The 16748-nt window shown below is 66.3% G+C and carries 19 protein-coding genes and 1 riboswitch; of the genes, 11 read left to right on the plus strand and 8 right to left on the minus strand.

Going from position 1 to position 16748, the window contains the following annotated elements; translation table 11 throughout:
* Positions 1-3 precede the first annotated feature (3 nt).
* The 5 genes from KA712_09465 to tolQ form a co-directional block, all read right to left on the minus strand.
* Positions 4-924 carry a Ppx/GppA family phosphatase gene (locus KA712_09465; GenBank protein ID MCG5053173.1) on the minus strand — a complete coding sequence of 307 codons (921 nt, stop codon included), beginning with the start codon at positions 922-924 and terminating at the stop codon, positions 4-6.
* A 7-nt stretch (positions 925-931) separates the two neighbouring features.
* Positions 932-2296 (minus strand): hypothetical protein, encoded by a 1365-nt coding sequence (locus KA712_09470; GenBank protein MCG5053174.1) that lies wholly within the window; start codon positions 2294-2296, stop codon positions 932-934.
* An 86-nt stretch (positions 2297-2382) separates the two neighbouring features.
* A complete protein-coding gene (locus KA712_09475; protein ID MCG5053175.1) occupies positions 2383-3102 on the minus strand; it encodes a TonB C-terminal domain-containing protein in 720 nt (239 codons plus the stop codon).
* A gap of 16 nt (positions 3103-3118) precedes the next feature.
* The gene (locus tag KA712_09480; GenBank protein ID MCG5053176.1) at positions 3119-3532 is read right to left on the minus strand and encodes a biopolymer transporter ExbD; all 414 of its coding nucleotides are present in this window, start codon (positions 3530-3532) and stop codon (positions 3119-3121) included.
* 5 nt (positions 3533-3537) lie between these two features.
* Entirely contained in the window at positions 3538-4254 is a 717-nt protein-coding gene (tolQ, locus tag KA712_09485; protein MCG5053177.1) for a protein TolQ, read from the minus strand.
* A 169-nt stretch (positions 4255-4423) separates the two neighbouring features.
* Here tolQ and KA712_09490 point away from each other — a divergent pair, with 169 nt between their 5' ends.
* The 9 genes from KA712_09490 (at position 4424) to KA712_09530 (ending at position 12189) form a co-directional block, all read left to right on the plus strand.
* The gene (locus tag KA712_09490) at positions 4424-4912 is read left to right on the plus strand and encodes a hypothetical protein (GenBank protein ID MCG5053178.1); all 489 of its coding nucleotides are present in this window, start codon (positions 4424-4426) and stop codon (positions 4910-4912) included.
* 18 nt (positions 4913-4930) lie between these two features.
* Positions 4931-5602, plus strand: coding sequence for a hypothetical protein (locus tag KA712_09495; protein MCG5053179.1), 672 nt, complete (start codon positions 4931-4933; stop codon positions 5600-5602).
* 15 nt (positions 5603-5617) lie between these two features.
* A complete protein-coding gene (locus tag KA712_09500; protein ID MCG5053180.1) occupies positions 5618-6316 on the plus strand; it encodes a hypothetical protein in 699 nt (232 codons plus the stop codon).
* A 117-nt stretch (positions 6317-6433) separates the two neighbouring features.
* A complete protein-coding gene (locus tag KA712_09505) occupies positions 6434-7135 on the plus strand; it encodes a rhomboid family intramembrane serine protease (protein ID MCG5053181.1) in 702 nt (233 codons plus the stop codon).
* A gap of 100 nt (positions 7136-7235) precedes the next feature.
* A riboswitch (TPP riboswitch) is annotated at positions 7236-7348 on the plus strand.
* Positions 7338-9116 carry a phosphomethylpyrimidine synthase ThiC gene (thiC, locus tag KA712_09510; GenBank protein MCG5053182.1) on the plus strand — a complete coding sequence of 593 codons (1779 nt, stop codon included), beginning with the start codon at positions 7338-7340 and terminating at the stop codon, positions 9114-9116. Its footprint overlaps the riboswitch before it by 11 nt.
* Positions 9113-9457: a cytochrome c gene (locus KA712_09515; GenBank protein MCG5053183.1), complete on the plus strand. Its 345-nt coding sequence runs from the start codon at positions 9113-9115 to the stop codon at positions 9455-9457. Before thiC ends, KA712_09515 begins: the two co-directional genes overlap by 4 nt.
* A 133-nt stretch (positions 9458-9590) precedes the next feature.
* Entirely contained in the window at positions 9591-10286 is a 696-nt protein-coding gene (locus KA712_09520) for a tetratricopeptide repeat protein (GenBank protein MCG5053184.1), read from the plus strand.
* A 73-nt stretch (positions 10287-10359) separates the two neighbouring features.
* The gene (locus tag KA712_09525) at positions 10360-10932 is read left to right on the plus strand and encodes a hypothetical protein (GenBank protein MCG5053185.1); all 573 of its coding nucleotides are present in this window, start codon (positions 10360-10362) and stop codon (positions 10930-10932) included.
* Positions 10933-10959: 27 nt separating this feature from the next.
* Positions 10960-12189: a KamA family radical SAM protein gene (locus KA712_09530; protein MCG5053186.1), complete on the plus strand. Its 1230-nt coding sequence runs from the start codon at positions 10960-10962 to the stop codon at positions 12187-12189.
* A 36-nt stretch (positions 12190-12225) separates the two neighbouring features.
* Here the strand turns inward: KA712_09530 and nth are convergent, their stop codons facing one another.
* Positions 12226-12975, minus strand: a complete 750-nt coding sequence (nth, locus tag KA712_09535) for an endonuclease III (GenBank protein ID MCG5053187.1) — start codon at positions 12973-12975, stop codon at positions 12226-12228.
* A 96-nt stretch (positions 12976-13071) separates the two neighbouring features.
* On the opposite strand from nth, the gene KA712_09540 reads away from it, so the two are divergent.
* Complete coding sequence (locus KA712_09540; protein MCG5053188.1) at positions 13072-13419, plus strand: hypothetical protein; 348 nt, start codon at positions 13072-13074, stop codon at positions 13417-13419.
* Positions 13420-13444: 25 nt separating this feature from the next.
* Here KA712_09540 and KA712_09545 read toward each other — a convergent pair whose 3' ends face one another.
* Together KA712_09545 and erpA are read right to left on the minus strand one after the other, a co-directional pair.
* Entirely contained in the window at positions 13445-14821 is a 1377-nt protein-coding gene (locus KA712_09545; protein ID MCG5053189.1) for an FAD-binding protein, read from the minus strand.
* An 80-nt stretch (positions 14822-14901) separates the two neighbouring features.
* Positions 14902-15291, minus strand: coding sequence for an iron-sulfur cluster insertion protein ErpA (gene erpA / locus KA712_09550; GenBank protein MCG5053190.1), 390 nt, complete (start codon positions 15289-15291; stop codon positions 14902-14904).
* A 278-nt stretch (positions 15292-15569) separates the two neighbouring features.
* On the opposite strand from erpA, the gene moeB reads away from it, so the two are divergent.
* Positions 15570-16745, plus strand: a complete 1176-nt coding sequence (gene moeB / locus KA712_09555) for a molybdopterin-synthase adenylyltransferase MoeB (protein ID MCG5053191.1) — start codon at positions 15570-15572, stop codon at positions 16743-16745.
* Positions 16746-16748: the final 3 nt, after the last annotated feature.

Here is a 16748-nt window from a genome sequence, read left to right on the forward strand (position 1 = left end):
AGGTCACCGTGTGACCTGTTTTTCCAGCTGTTCGTGAAGCAGCCCCCAACGAATGCCACGGTCGCTCACCAGCACGAAGGGTGCCTGCGCCTTGTCCATCAAGCCTTTCAGCAGCAAGGCTCCCGCAAAGATCACATCAGCTCGCCGCGGATCCAGCCCCGGCATACCCTCGCGCTCGGCCTGCGTGGCGGTCGCTAGGCGCTCGAGTTGCGCGTGCAGCTCGGCCGCACTCAAGCGGTAGCCGTGGACCCGCGCGGGGTCGTAATCCGTCAGGGACTGGGCCATGGCGGCCAGGGTGGTCACCGTTCCTGCCGTGCCAATCAACGTGCTCCCGGGCGTGAAGGGGACCCGCGAAAGCTCTGCGGCCACGTGTGTGCCGAGGCGCGTAGCCTCCTCCTCCGTGGGGGGATCGTGCGTGACGAACGTCTCGGTCAGCCGCACCGAGCCCAGGGGCAGACTCTCTCGAAAGGTGATCTCGCCCTGGCGGCTCAGGATGATCTCCGTGGAGCCCCCGCCGATGTCGATCACCGCGGCCTCGCGCGCGGTGTCCTGCGGGAAAGCGCGGAGGGCGGCGAGGAAGGTGAGCGCAGCCTCGCGATCGCCGCTGATGACTTGAACCTCGGTACCCAAGATGCGGGCGGCCGGTTCGAGAAAGGTCGAAGCGTTGGGCGCCCGGCGTAGCCCCTCGGTACCAATCGCAAACACAGTGGCGTTGAGGCGCCGGGCGTCGTCGGCGTAGCTCGCCAACACGTCCAAAGTGCGGCGTATGTTCTCGTCTCGCAACAGACCGTCGCCTCCGATGCCGCGGCCAAGGCGCGTGATCTCCGCGCGCTCGAGCCGTGGCGCAGCGGTGCCATCAGGCCGCTGTTCCGCCACGAGCAACAGGGTGGTGTTCGTGCCGATGTCGATCGTGGCGATGCGCATGGAACGCTCAGCGCTGAGACGACCTGGGGGGGGGACCCCACGAGGGCGAACGGGCCTGTCCCTTGTAGATCTGCGTCTCTCCCAGCGTTTGGGGGTTCAGCAAAAACAGCCCGCCCCGTGAAGACGCGTAGACCAGCAGGCGGCCATCGGGCGACCAGTCGGGGTCGAAGTTCGAGCCCTGGTTCTGCGTCATGCGTTCAATGTGACCGTCCCGCGTGTCCAGCACGTAGACGTCGAAGGTGCGCTTTTCGTCGCGCCCCGTAAAGGCGATGAGGGGCTTGGCCGGGTTGGGATTCCAGCGGGGCGTCTGGTTGTAATTGCCCCGAAAAGTGACGCGCTTCGCTTCGCCCCCGGCCGCCGGCATGATGAACAGCTGCGGGCTGCCCTGGCGGTTCGACACGAAGGCGATCTGGCGCCCGTCCGGAGACACGCTCGGCGAACTGTCGATGGCCGGGTTCTTCGTGAGCTGCTTGAGCAGCTTGCCCGAACGCGCATCGATCCGGTAAAGCTCGGCGTTCCCTTCGTGGGTCATCGTGAGCGCCAAGGATGCGCCGTCGGGGAACCAGGCTGCGCCGGTGTTCATGCCGGGGCGATCGGAGACGCGCTTGGCGCGGCCACCCGTGGCGGGCACGATCCACAAGTCGGGGTTGCGGCGCAGGTAATTGGTGAAGGCGATGCGGTCGCCCGTCGGCGAGACCGACGGAAGCAGGGAATCCGAGCGCATCATCGTGTGGACGGCAGGCTGAGCCCCGTCGACCCCCACGCTCATCAGTTCCTCCTTCGGGCGGGCGAACACGATGCGTGAACCAAAGACGCCCGGCTCTCCGGTGAGCGCCTCGATGATGTCGTTCGTGAGCGCGTGCACGAGCGTGCGCAGATCGCTGCCCTTGTAGCTTTTGCTGAGCGTCGGGCGATCACCGCGCCCCACCTGGTAAAGGTAGCCTTCCAGCAGTGAGCCCGCGGGATCCTTCGTGGCGTGCAGCTTCACCACGGCCTGCGCGCCCACCTGGCTCCACAGAGCCGAGGAAAATCCCTTGCCCTCACCGTGCAACGCGGGAGGGAAGGACTTGGGATCGAGCACCTGAAAGAGGCCCACGATCTGAAGGTTTCGGCGCGCGATGGTCGTGGCCTCTGCCCCCGGCCCCTCGTCGCCCGAGGCGCTCGGCAGCGCCAGACGAAGGAGGTTGCGGTTCGGGTCCGTAATGGTGATTTGGGGCAGCGTTTCGTCGGCCCCACCGGCGCTATTGTTGTTCGTGGGCGCCGGGGTTTGCCCCCGGGCGGTCGCCGCGTGGGACACCCACGTGGCACATCCCACCGCCACCAGGACCAGCCGGGCGGGCAGACGGACGGAGCTCAGGTTCAACACGCGCATAAACGGTTCGCTTTCTCGATGGGTTGCGTCGGCGGGCGCCGAGCGGCCGCCCCCGCCATGTTTTATGGTGAGACGACCCCGTGCGCCTACTTCTTGAATAGCAGGGCGACGCCTCGCTCGAAAACCGCCTGACGGTCGGCTGGGGGGGGAGGCACGGCCCCCGTGGCTTGAACGGCCTGCAAGCAAGAATCGTCGAAGGTGCCGTTGCCGGAAGATTTGAAGATGGCCTCGCCTGAAAGCGTCCCGTCGCTGCCCACCTTGACCTTGACCTGTGCCTGCAGCTGGCTGAGCTCGTCGTCGGAGATGAGGCCTACCGGTACATTCCAGTTGCGCCGGATGAGGGCGAAGATCTGGCTGGCGTAAGCGTCTCCTGCGCCGGCCTCGCTTGCCGAGCCCTCCCGAATCCCATCGAGCTGGCCTTCGTCCGTTTCCTCCTCGGCGCTCTCCCGGAGCAGGCGCGCGCGGTTCAAGGCGTTGCGCAGCTTGTCGGACACCTCGGCGTCCTCGGGCTTGGGCGCCTCCTCGGGGGCTGGAGCTGCCTCTGGATCTTCGGCCACCTTGATGATCTGAGCCTTCTTGGTGGGCCGAGGTTGCGTGATCTTCGGCATCCAAAACTTCTCGCGCGGTTTACCCAGCTTCACCAGCTGCGTGGTGATGAGGTCACGGGTTTCGTCCACCGGTGGACGCCCTGGGCGGTGAGCGAAGAGGAACAGCCCCACCAGACCTCCGTGAATCGCGAGCGTGACGATGACGCCGCCCAGGCCTCCGGAGCCGAGCGAGCGTGTCCTGACGTGCGCCTCGGTCAAAGCTTCACCCTTGGCCCTAGTCGAGAGGGTCCGTCACCATGCCCAGCTTCGCCACGCCGGCTTGCTTGACGGCCGCCATGACTCTGACCACCTCGCCGTAGGGCAGCTCAGTGTCGGCGTGAAGGTAGACCTCTTTGTCGGCCTGAAGCTTGACGTTGTTTTTCAGCGTCTCTTCGAGCGCCTCGTAGGGGATTTGCAGTTTGCCCAAAAACACGCGCTTGTCTTTCGTGAGCGTGAGGATGAGCTTGCCTTCATCGTCCGGAATGGTCTGGGCTTTTGCATCCGGTAGATCCACGTCGACACCGGTTTGCAGCATCGGCGCCGTCACCATGAAGATGATGAGCAGCACCAGCATCACATCGACGAGCGGCGTGACGTTGATCTCGCCCAGCATGCCACCGCCGCCGCCGCCGCTGTCGCCGATGCTCATCGACACTAGAAGAACCTCCGCCGCACGATGTTGAGGAAGTCGCTGGCGAAGGTCTCCATGTCGGCCGAAAGCACGCGAATGCGGCGCGAGAAGAAGTTGTAGGCCATCACGGCGGGGATCGCCGCCACGAGGCCGATGGCCGTGGCGACGAGCGCTTCGGCGATGCCAGGGGCCACCGTGGCCAGATTGGCAGCGCCCTTGGCGCCGATCGATCGAAAGGAATTCATGATGCCCCACACGGTGCCGAAGAGGCCGATGAAGGGGGCCGCGCTGGCGGTGGTGGCCAGGAAGGGGATCTTGCTTTCCATCTCGGTGATGGCCGTGGTGCGGGCGCGGGCCAAGGCGCGCTCGACGCTTTCGATGTCGCCGAGAGAGGTCTCGTTCTGAACGAAGCTCTCCTGACCCTGTTCGGCCCGTCGCTTGCGCAGTTTGGCCAGCTCGGCATACCCCGCGCGAAATACCTCACTGACGGGCGAGGGACCCTGCTCCTCCGTGAGCTTCCAGACGTCGTCGAGGCGGGAGGTCTTCCAGAACGCGTCCAGGAACGACCCCGAGCGAGACCGCGCCCGCCCCAGATAGAGCAGCTTCGAGCCGATGATGTACCAGGACAGCATCGACATCGCGAGCAGCAGGAACATGACGGCCTTGACGGTGAGAGACGCGCCCTGGATGAGCGCCAAAATGTCCAATCCGCCGGAGGCGTCGAGCAGGCAATGCAGCATGGGCAGGTTTCCTTGATGATGCGCGGGGCCAATAGCCTGGAGAAGAAGCGATCTTATAGACACGGGAGGGCGGTGATGCATAGGGGGGATGCGCCTGCGAGACCTCTGCGGGCTGTGCAACCGGCCTCGGCCGTGAGAGATTCCCTGGGGGATGCTAGCCTCGCCGGCCGTGACCAAAGTGACCGCCTCCCCCGGCGCGTGCGCCCACGGTGGCTGGACGCGGGCTTGGCTGTGTTTCGGGCTGCTCGCAGCGCTGGGGTGCGTATCGGTCGAGGGAGGCGCCGTGGAGGTGTCGTGGGTGGTCCATTCGAGCGGGGGGTATGCTCTCTCGGGCTGCGGCTGCGCAGAGCCTCCGATCGACGCGATTCGGCTCGACGTGCGGCCCGCCGCACCGGCCGAGGGGCTGGCGTCCCTGTCCTACCTTTTCGGGTGCTCCCGGAAGCGTGGGGCCACGCCCTTCGAGATCCCCCCGGGGCGCTACGCGGTGTCCATCACGGCGCTCGACGGCCAGGGCCAGGCCATCGCGGCGGCCGTCACCCCGCCCCCGCGGCTTGCCACCGTGGAATGGGGTAAACCCGCGTCGATGGACGCACAGCTCGTGGTGGCGCCCTGTGCCGAACGCTGTGCGAATAAAAACGGCCGATGTGAAGCCCAATAGGGGGAACCAACCATGCCCATGCCAAAACTAGCTCCCTTGTTGCTCTTGGTGCTTGCCGCGCCAGCTTGCGTCATGGACGCGAACGATGACTCCGTCTTCTTCGTGGAGTGGAGTCTCGAGGACGTCGGCCCAGGCACAGACGTCCTCGGGTGCGACGAGATGGACGTCACCACCGTGCGCGTCCAGGCACGCAACGTGGCGACGAACACGGCCTACGAGTTCCCTTTCCCCTGCAGCGACGGTGGGGGCTTCACCTCCACCTTGCCCGCGGGCCCCTACGCGATCACCGTGAGCCTCCTGACCTCCGCAGGCCTCTCCGTGTCCTCCATCGACCTGGAGGGTTCGATCAGCCGGCGTCGTCGCACCGAGTTGGCCGTCATTTTCGAGCTGCAATCGTTCGAGTTCAGTTGGCAGATCACCAGCGCGTCGGGGGCCCCGCTGACCTGCGAGCAGGTGGGCGCCACCACCGTGTCGTTCGTGGCCCAGACCACGGGTGTGCCCCCCCAGGAGTTCCCTTTTCCTTGCAATCTTTACCAGGGGCTCTCCCCGGCCGTTCTCGACGGCACCTACACCTTGGCCGCTCGTCTCTCGAACGGCGCGGGCCAAGTGCTCTCCGAGCGAGTGACTTCGTACACCACCCCCCTCAGGTCGCTGGCCCAGCCAGGCACCGTCACCTTCTCGGTGAATTGACGCTATAAAGCGGACGTGTTGTCTTCTCGAAGGTTTTTCGTTCCGGGCCCCCGCGGGCTCTTGGGCGTCCTGATGGCGGCGCTCTTCGTGCTGGGCGCCTGTGGCGAAGAGGCCACCTACGTCCTTTCCTGGCGTTTCGCTGACGACCCTCCGGGCGCGTTCTCTGCGCGGACCTGCGGTGCTCACGGCGTGGAGGCCTTTCGGGTCACGGAGACGGCGGACGATGGCACCGTGCGGCGCTTCAACGTGCTGTGCGGCCTGGGACAGGCCGAGCGGCGCGTGTCCCCGGGCACGTACAGAGTGGGCCTGACGGGGCTCGACTTTTCCGGGCAACCGCCCGAGATGGCCGAGGGCATGGTGCTGTCCGGGGCGGCGGGGCCCTTCGAGGTGACCGAGGGTCAAGCCCCGCCCCTGGTGGTGTCCGTGGTGGTGACGCCCCGGTCCTCCTGCGTCGATGGCGTCGACAACGATGCCGACGGCCTCGTCGACGGCGACGACCCTGGCTGCCAGGGCGGAGGTGTGCGTGAGGATGGCCCTGCGCCTGCAAGAGACGCAGGGGCGATCGATGGGGCAGGACGAGAAGCAGACGCCGCAGGGCCAGACGCGGCTGGCGACGGAGGGGGGGCGGCGGGGGCGGCGGATGCCGGCGCGTCGCTGGATGGCGCAAGCGACGCCGGGGCCGACACGCAGGCCGACGCACCCTTCCCGACCTAGGCGCTCTTGCCTTGCGCGTGGGTCTCCGGAAAAGCGCGAGTAGCGTGTGCGCCGCGAGGTCCCCCTTTTGGGCTGCGTGGTAGATTCAAAGGGATGCGCGGGCCTGCTGAACGTCACATGGAACTTCCTTCGTGGATGCGTCCCATGACCCAGCGCCTCTCGCCCCTCGTGCAGGGGCTCGTGATCGTCGAGACCCTCGCGTACCTGGTGTACGTCCTGGCGCCGCCTTTGCGTGATTTCATCGTGTCGCACCTGGCGCTCTCGTCTGGCGTGGCGCTCGGGAAGCTGTGGCAGCCCCTGACGGCGCTCTTCGTTCACATTGATCTGCTCCAGTTCCTTTTCAATCTGCTTGGCATTTGGTTCGTGGGCGCGGCGATGGAGCTGGCCCTTGGCAAGCAGCGCTTCCTTCTGGTCTTCTTCGTTCCCGCGATTGCCGGGTATCTGGCGCAGGGCCTGTCCGCTGCGATCTTGGGCCACCCCTACGCATCGGCCGGGCCGGGACCTGCGGTGTTGTCGATCTTCGTGGCCTTCGGCGTGCACTACGACAAAACCCCCGCCCGCGTGCTCGGGGGGCTCGTGCTGCCCGCCCGCGCTCTGGCGGCGATCATCGTGGGCTTCTCGTTGTTCATCAGCCTCGTGCTGGCCGCCTGGCCGGCCGTGGTGGGCACTCTGGTGGCGGGCGTGTTGTCGTACGTGCTCTGCGGCGGACGAGGCGTGCCCGCCGAGAAACCCCGCCCCAAGCGTCCGAGCCGGCCGCGTGTTCAGATGCAAGTGCTCGAGGGCGGTAAGGGCAAGACCGACCCCCGCTACCTGAACTAGCGACACGTGGCAGGACGGCCTTTGACCGTGCGCGCCCGCGACGAGCAGGCACAAAGGTCCGTTGGTCTTGAAATGCGGGCCCCTGCCCGGTAGATAGCCCCCCTACACGCGGGGGAGCTGCTTGTGGCTGAGAGGCCTTGGCCGTGGGGGCCAGGGCGACCCCTAGAACCTGCACCGGGTAATGCCGGCGAAGGGAGAGACGATGAGCGAGTCGAACGGGTCATCACGTAAACTGTCCGTGCTCGGAGACGGCGCCGAGACCTTGGTTGCTGAGCCCGTCGGGCGCAGCAAGCGCGTGGACACCACACCGCCGGTGTCGACGTTGCCCGCCTTCGAGGACGATTTCCCCTCGTCGCGCAAGGTCTACGTGCGCGAGGCTGAAGGCAGCGACATCGTGGTGCCCATGCGAGAGATCACGATCTCCGGAGGCGAGCGCCCCTTGCGTGTCTACGACACGACCGGCCCCACGACGGACGATCTCAAGTTCGGCTTGCCCAAGCTGCGCGAGCCCTGGGTCAAAGCCCGGCTCTCGCGGGGCGATCGCACGCCCACGCAAATGTTCTATGCCCGCCAGGGCATCGTGACCGAAGAAATGCGCTTCGTGGCCCTTCGCGAGGGCTTCACGCCAGAGTTCGTACGGGACGAGGTGGCCTGTGGCCGCGCCATCATTCCCGCGAACGTGCGGCACACCGAGCTCGAGCCGATGGCCATCGGGCGCAACTTCAAGGTGAAGATCAACTCCAACATCGGCAACTCGGCGGTGTCCTCGTCCATCCAGGAAGAGGTGGAGAAGCTTCAGTGGTCGACCCGCTGGGGCGCCGACACCGTGATGGATTTGTCCACCGGCGCGAACATTCACGAAACCCGCGAGTGGATCGTGCGAAACGCGGCGGTGCCCATCGGCACCGTGCCCATCTATCAGGCCCTCGAGAAGGTGAAGGGCAAGGTGGAGGAGCTGAACATCGATCTGTTCCTCGAGACCCTCATCGAGCAGGCCGAGCAGGGCGTGGACTACTTTACGATCCACGCGGGCGTATTGCTGCGCTACGTGCCGCTGACGGCCAAACGCCTGACCGGGATCGTGTCGCGCGGCGGCTCCATCATGGCGAAGTGGTGCTTGGCGCACCACAAAGAGAACTTCCTCTACACCGAGTTCGAGCGCATCTGCGAGGTGATGAAGGCGTACGACGTCTCGTTCTCCCTCGGCGACGGTTTGCGCCCGGGGTGCGTTGCCGACGCCAACGACGCGGCCCAGTTCGGCGAGCTCGAAACGCTGGGTGAGCTCACCAAAATCGCCTGGAAACACGACGTTCAAGTGATGATCGAGGGCCCGGGCCACGTGCCCATGCACAAGATCAAAGAGAACATGGACAAGCAGCTGGCTCTTTGCCACGAAGCCCCGTTTTATACGCTGGGGCCGCTCGTGACGGACATCGCGCCCGGCTATGACCACATCACGTCGGCCGTTGGGGCGGCCATGATCGGTTGGTTCGGAACGGCCATGCTCTGTTACGTCACCCCGAAAGAGCACCTGGGCCTTCCGAACCGTGACGACGTCAAGGCCGGAGTCATCGCTTACAGGATCGCGGCCCACGCGGCCGATCTGGCCAAGGGCCACCCGAAAGCCCAGGAATGGGACGACGCCCTCTCGAAGGCGCGGTTCGAGTTTCGGTGGAAGGACCAGTTCAATCTTTCGCTCGATCCCCCCACGGCCAAGTCGTACCACGACGAGACTCTGCCGGCCGAAGGCGCCAAGGTGGCGCACTTCTGCTCGATGTGCGGACCGAACTTCTGCTCGATGCGCATCACGCAGGATGTACGGGACTACGCGGCCACGCAGAACGTGAGCCCCGACGACGCCCTCCAGGCGGGGCTGGCGGCAAAAGCGGCAGAGTTCCGCGCGTCGGGCAGCGAGATCTATCAGCCGTCGTCCGCGCAGGCGGGTGGGGCCGACGCTCACGTTGCGGGCGGGGGCGAATGAAGCGTGCCGGCGTCCTCGTGGTCCTCTTGCTTTCGGCTTGCAAAAACGACGCAGGCCCCGTGGCGGAGGTCAATCCCGAGAAGCTCTACACCCAGATGTGTGCCCGCTGCCATGGCGTGGACGGCAAGGGAGATCCTCAAATCGCTCAGATGATGCCGGTGCGTGACCTGACGTCGCCGCAGGTCCAGTCGAGACCCACCGAAGACCTCGAACGCGTCGTCATGATGGGCCAAAATCAAATGCCAGCGTTCGGAGAATCGCTGAGCCCACGGAAGATTCAGGCGGTTCTGGGGCACGTCAAGCGTCTCGGGCGCCAGGCGGCGCCCCCGGCCTCTCCCTAGCCCGTGCGAAGGCCTTGGTGGACAGAGGCCAAAATGCGATGTTACGACGGGTACGCTCGTGAACCGTAAGAGGTGCAATACGCTGATGGACAGGGTGAGATGCTGGGGGCCGCTCGTGGCGGGTTTCTGCGTGATGCTGGCGACAGCCGGCGTCGCAGAGGCGCAGTCGCCCTCGGTGGGCCGCGCCCACGCGCAAAAAGCGAGCAAGCTCGCGGCGGATGGTCAGTGCGCACGGGCTGTAGACGAGTACAAAAAGGCCTACGAGATCCTCGAGGATCCGGCCCTTCTCTTCAACCGCGCCGAATGCCTACGCACGCTCGGGCGTGACGAAGACGCGCTCGCCGATTACGAGCGCTTCCTCGTCGAGCTTCCCCATCCGCCGAACGGCCCCCTGGTCGAGCAACGGATCGACGACCTCCGCAAACGGCTGGAGATGCCGCCCCGGGGCGCTGGCCTCGTGCGCGCGGGCGCTCGCTTGGGCCCCGGTGGCGAGCGGCCGTTGACCCCTGGCCCTCCTGCCGCGGCCCCCATCCTCGACTTGGACGTGCCGAACGAGGAGACCGACGAGGACGAGACCGAGCCTGACACCGAGGGCTCCGCAGGGGCGGCGCTCCCTGGCTACCGCGGTCCCTCTGGCGTCGGGCACCCCGGCCTTCGCTTGGGCCATGACGACGAGGCCCCCTCCGAAGCGGACGAAGGCGTGTCGCCCTGGGTGTGGGTGACCCTGGGGGCTGCGCTCGTGGCCGCAGGTGCGGTTGTTGGTGTGCTGATTCTGAGCAAAGAAGACACCGAGATTCCGGAGAGCGGCCTTGGCAACTACAAGTTCTGAGCGCGTGGCGGGGCGGGCAGGCCGGCATCTGGCGGCGCGATTGTCTTCGAGGCTTCTGGGGTTGGCTGCCCTCGTGGCGACCAGTCTCTCGATGGTGTCCGCCTGCGGCGATCCCGATACCGTGGTCCTGGTGCGGGTCGTGGGATCGGCGTCGGGCAGCATTGCCCAATTGTCCGTGACGGTTGCCGCCGAAGGCGAGATGCGGACCTTCAGTGTCCCCGAAGACAAGCGTGCAATCGTCTTGCCCACCAGATTCACCTTGCAGATCCCGCCGGGCCGCGGGAGTGCGGTGACCATCGGCGTACGCGCGCTCGACGCGGCCGACAACGTGGTGGCTGACGGTTCCCTCACGGCCAGCGATCTCGACATCAGTAAACAGAACGTGGTGACCATCCAGATCTCGCCGGTGACGGTGGGCCTTCCGGACGGCGGTGGCCCACGGGACGCCAACGTGAACGAGCCGGATGCGTCGCCAACCTCGGACGGTATGGGGGCTCTGGACGCAAATGGACCGATGGGCTTCGACGGAGGTGTGGACGTGGGGGCGCCCCTCGATGCCGCCCCACTGCCGGATGCGGCGGAACGGCTCGACGCCGCCGCGCCCGATGCGGCGCCTGACGCCGAAGCCGACGCCGACGTGATGTAGACCCGGTTGCGCAGGCCACCCACGACGATGAGTGTCGATCTCCAGCGTGTTCCTTCTTCGCTCCCTGTCCTGGGGGCAGCATCCACCCATGCCGATGACGAAGCCCTGGACCCCAGGTCTTTGGTGCAGGCCGCGCACCGTCCGGAGTGGATGGATTGGCGCTGGCAGCTGCGCCACCGTCTGTCGAACCTCGACGACATTGGCGCCTGGGTCGATCTCGAACCCGAGGAGCGGGCGGCCCTGGAGGTGGCCCCCGACAAGTTTCGCGTGGGCATCACGCCTTACTACGCCTCGCTCATCGACCCCGGCCATCCCCACTGCCCGGTGCGGATGCAGGTGGTGCCGCGGCTTGGAGAGCTGAATGTCGAAGCGGGAGAGCTGCTCGACCCGCTGGGCGAAGACGCCCACCGCCCGGTGTCGGCCATCTTCCACCGCTACCCGGATCGCTGCCTTTTGTTGGCGCTCGATCGCTGCGCGATTTACTGCCGACACTGCAACCGCAGGCGTCTCGTGGGCCAAGCGGAGTCGGCGATCAGCCGCTCGGATCTGGACGCCGCCGTTGACTATATTCGCCGCACGCCCGCCATTCGCGACGTGCTGGTCTCCGGAGGCGATCCGCTGACGCTGGCCACGGGCAAGCTCGAAGAGATCTTGGCTGCCGTGCGCGCCATCCCTCACGTCGAGGTGATCCGGATCGGCACGCGCGTGCCTGTGGTCTTGCCCATGCGTGTGGACGACGAGCTCTGCGCGATGCTGCGCAGGTACCACCCGCTTTACATCAACACGCACTTCAACCATCCAAAAGAGCTGACGCCGCTGGCCCGTGAGGCCTGTGCCAAGCTGGCGGATGCGGGTGTGCCCCTCGGCAACCAAACCGTATTGCTGCGCGGGGTGAACTCGTCCGCCCGGGTGCTGCGCCGCCTGTTCACCGAGCTGCTGCGTGCGCGGGTCAAGCCCTACTACCTCTTCCAAGGTGACGTGGCCGAAGGCACGGGACACCTCCGCACGCGCGTGGAAACGGCGGTGGCCCTCATGGAGCAGCTGCGCGGACATATCTCGGGCATGGCCATCCCGCATTTGGTGATCGATACCCCGGGCGGCATGGGCAAAGTGCCCGTGGGGCCCGAGTACGTGCTCGAGCGCGGCCCTGCCGCGTGGAAGCTCCGCAACTACGAAGGCCAGGAGGTCTCCTACCCCCAGCCCGTGGCGGAGGACCCCACGTGTCACTACGACCCCGTCTACTTTGGCGAAGGTTGAGGCGGGCCGGGCCTTGCGGCTTCACCGCCGGGCCGATCAGCCTTCGCTAAACGCGCTCGGGCAATGGGGGGCCAAAAGGCAGCTGTTGCACTGGGGCTTGCGGGCGAAGCACAGGCGCCGGCCGTGCCAGATCAACTGGTGCGCAATCTGGATCCAGTGATCCTGAGGAATCAGGCCCATCAGATCGTGTTCGATCTTTTCCGGCGTGGTGTTTCGGGTCAGGCCAAGGCGCAGGGCCAGCCTTTGTACGTGCGTGTCGACCACCACGCCCACCGCAAGGCCGAAGGCGGTTCCCAAAACGACGTTGGCCGTTTTGCGGGCCACCCCCGGCAGGCTGCGCAGCTCCTCGAGCTGCCGCGGCACCTCACCCCCGAAGCGGTCCACGATGAGTCGTGCGGTGCCGAGGAGGGACTTGGCTTTTTGCCGGTAAAAGCCCGTGGACTTGATGAGCTCTTCCAGCACGGGGGCAGGCGCTTCGGCCATTGCCTCGGGCGTGGGGAAGGTGGCGAAGAGCAGGGGGGTCACTTTGTTCACCCGCTCGTCCGTGCACTGGGCCGAAAGAATGGTGGCGCACAGAAGCTCGAAGGCGTTTTTGTGGTCGAGCTCGCAGGTGGCATTGCCGTAGAGCGCGTCGAGCCCCGCCACGACGGCGGCGACCCGTTTGCGATCCGGGGGCCACTTGCCCTTGATTGGCTTGCGCGTGGCCTTGGTGAGGGGCACAGGTTTGTTTACGGGTGCAAGGGGGCGGCGCTTGGCAGCCCCGGGGGGCGTTTTCGAACCGGGCATGAGCGAGCTCGGTATTTATCACGCCGCCACCCTGGCGCGCAGGTCGGCGTCGCGTCGGGACGCGCGGGGCTTTCCGGCCTGAGGTAAACTCGCGGGGTGGACGAGACCCCCGAAGAGCTCGCGCAGATGCGCGAGGAAGCCGAAGGCATCGACGTTTATCGCTATCAGCGTCGCCGCAGGGCGATCTACGCCGTGCTTTTGGGCTCTGCGTTGGCCGGCGCCGTGTGGCTCGGGCTCGAGATGATGGACAAACGGCGCAATCCCTGCGAGCGGGTGCGCAACCACCTGTGCCGCCAGGATCCCAAATCGCTTGCGTGCTCTACCTACGAAGGCATCGTCAAAGAGTCCGAGTCCGATCCCAGCGAGGCCATGCGTCGGAACATCCGGCACCAGTGCGAACGCAAGATCGAGCGGCTCGCCGAAGAGGGCGAGACCGTGCGTTGACGGGCCTTTGCCCGGGGCCGGCGCTTCAGGGAAAGATCTTTCCCGGGTTCATCAAGCCCTTTGGATCGAAGGCCTGCTTGACGCGTTTTTGTAGGTCCAGCACGCCCGCGGATTGCTCCCAGGGCATGAACCGCGCTTTTGCGATGCCGATCCCGTGCTCTCCCGAAAGCGTGCCGCCCAGGGCCAACGTTTCGCGAAACACGTCGTCGATGGCGGCGTCGATGCGCGTGCGGACGGCCGGATCCTGCGCGTCCTCGTCGGACAGCACGTTGACGTGCAAGTTGCCATCGCCCGCGTGCCCGTAGGCGGCGATCGTCACGCCGTGCCGGGCGCCCACGGCGTACAGGCGCTCAAACGCCTCGGGGATGCGCGACAGCGGCACCACGATGTCTTCCGACAGCTTGAACTTGTGCGCTGCCGTGAGGCTACGCGAGGCCATGCGCCGGGTCTGCCAAATGCGCTCTCGGTCCTGATCGTCGCGTGCCACCAACACGTCGTTGGCACCGAACGACGCAAAGAGCAGGCCCTGGCGCTCGAGCTGGCGGGCGACCGCTTCGGCCTCGCCATCGAGCTCGACGAGCACGGCGGCTCCGGCATCTTCGGGCAGCTTGTAGGGCGCGTGCGGGCGCACGTGCGCCAGGGTGATACGATCCAGAAGCTCCACCGCGCGGGGGCGCGCGCCCTGGCGCAAAAGCGCGTTGATGGCCCTCCCCGCCACCACCGCGTCGGGCATGACTGCCAGCAAAAGGCCGGTGGCTTCCGGCTTGCCGATCAGCTTGACCGTGATCTCGGTGGCCACCCCCAAGGTGCCTTCGGAACCCACGAAGCCCGCAACGAGGTCGTACCCGGTCACGCCCTTTTGCGTGCGACGCCCAAAGAACAAGCGCTCGCCTCCCATGAGCGCCACCTCGAGCCCCAGCACCCAGTCCCGCGTCACCCCGTACTTGAAGGCCCGAGGGCCCCCTGCGTTGGCGGCCACGTTCCCCCCAAGGCTGCACATCGAGAGGCTGGCCGGATCGGGTGCGTAAAATAGCCCCTGCGCCTCGACCGCATTTTGCAGGTCGCCCAGAATCACCCCGGGTTCCACCACGGCCACCAGATCATCGCCGTCGATCCGCCGAATCGCCTGCATCCGTTCGGTGGACAGCACGATGCCCCCCCGCACGGGCAGCGCGCCGCCGGTTTTGCCGGTGCCCGTGCCGCGGGGCGTGACGGGTACACCGGCCTCGGCCGCCACCCGCAGCACCACGGCCACCTCCTCGGCCGATGCGGCCAAAACGGCGGCGTCGGGCATGTAGCGGCCCAGGAGGGATTCGTCGCGCGCGTAGGTTTCGAGCGCCTCTTCGTCGCGCACCACGCGGCGGGGACCCAGCTCGCGGGTCAGGCGTTCGTAGATGTCCATGCGGATCCTCTAGCGCAAAATACGAACCGCCGCGCCGGGGTAAGGCCCCGAGGCGGCGGTGTCCCGGAGACCTCGTCAGCTCAGGCGGAGAACGAGCTTCCGCAGCCGCAGGTGCTCTTCACGTTCGGATTCTGGAACTTGAAGCCAGCGCCGTGCAGGCCTTCCACGTAGTCGATCTCCGTACCCATGAGGTACATCAGGCTCATCTGGTCACAGATCAACTTCACGCCGTTGGCCTCGAAGTGGTGGTCCATGTCCTGGGCCTGATCGAAGTAGAGATCGTAGGTAAACCCGGAACAACCCCCGCCCACGACCTTCACGCGGAGGGCGTAGCTATCCTCGATGCTCTCCTCGGCGCGGATCTCGCGGACCTTGTCGGCGGCTCCGGCGGTGAGGCTCACGAAGCTGGGCGCGGCCTCATCGGCGGCGGGCGAAACGGAAGGGGTCACGGTTTCAACGCTGGCGGACATCGATGTCTCCTGTAACGCAGTGTGGCGCAGTGGTCGGGGCCCGACCGCTTCCTTGGATGCAGCGGAAGGCCCGGCGCTTCAACAAACTATACTCTACTATATCGGTTTGTCCGGCGCTGAGAAGACCCCCTTGGCACGGCATCGAAAACGGGGAGGCGCGCGTGCCGGTCCGGCGTGCGAGCTACGCCCTGCGGCGAAACCCACGGGGGTGCGCGGCATCCTAGCTGCCACCGGGTCGATTGCGACCTCGGGCACTTCGCGCTAGGAAAGGCGACCCTATGGCCACGTTTACGAGTTTTCTCAAGGACATCAAGAGCCAGATCCGTGAGGTCGACGTCCCCTCCGTTCGGGAGATCGTCGCGGCTCGCGGAAAACCCGGCACCAGCCCCGTCGTCATCGACGTACGGGAAAAGGACGAGTGGCTCGAGGGCTTCATCCCCGGAGCCAAGTGGATCCCGCGCGGCTTCCTGGAGCTGCGCATCGAAGAGCAGGTCCCCGAAAAGTCGAGCGAGGTCATCATCTACTGTGCCGGTGGCACGCGTTCGGCGCTGGCGGCCAAGTCGCTCGAGGCCCTGGGCTACGCCAACGTGTCGTCGATGGCGGGGGGCTTCACCGCCTGGAAGCGGGCAGGGCTCGCTTTCGATCGCCCCTACGTGATGACGCAAGAGCAGGCCATTCGCTATTCGCGCCACACGATGCTTCCCGAGGTGGGCGAGGAGGGGCAGATCAAGCTGCTCAAGGCGAAGGTCCTGGCGATCGGTGCGGGCGCGCTGGGCTCGCCGGTCTCGCTGTACCTCGCCGCGGCGGGCGTAGGCACCTTCGGTATCGTCGACGACGACACGGTCGATTCGTCGAACCTGCAGCGGCAGGTCTTGCATGCCACGGACCGCATTGGCACGCCCAAGGTGGAGTCGGCGGCCAAGACCATCAAGGGGCTCAACCCCGACGTCAAGGTCATCCCGTTTCAGACGCGGCTGTCCTCCGACAACGTGCTCGACATCATCAAGGACTTCGACGTCATCGTGGACGGCGTCGACAACTTCCCCACGCGCTACCTGCTCAACGACGCGGCGCTGAAGCTGGGCAAGCCCGTAATTCACGCCAGCATCTATCGCTTCGAGGGCCAGGTCACGTCGTTCATTCCCGACGAAGGGCCGTGCTACCGCTGCCTCTACCCCGAGCCCCCGCCGCCCGACATGGCACCGTCGTGCCAGGAAGCGGGCGTGCTGGGTGTGCTCCCCGGCGTGGTGGGCGTTTTACAGGCCACCGAGGCGATCAAGATCTTGCTGGGCCTGGGCAAGAACCTGGCCGGACGCCTGATCATGTATGACGCCGTCAACACCAAGTTCCGCGAGATGAAGTTGCGGCGCGATCCGAAGTGCCCCACCTGCGGTGAGGGTGTCGACCGGAGCAAGATCGAACTCATCGACTACGAGCAGTTCTGCGCGGTGTGATCC

Source organism: Myxococcales bacterium (assembly GCA_022184915.1).
Lineage (GTDB): Bacteria > Myxococcota_A > Polyangia > Fen-1088 > Fen-1088 > JAGTJU01.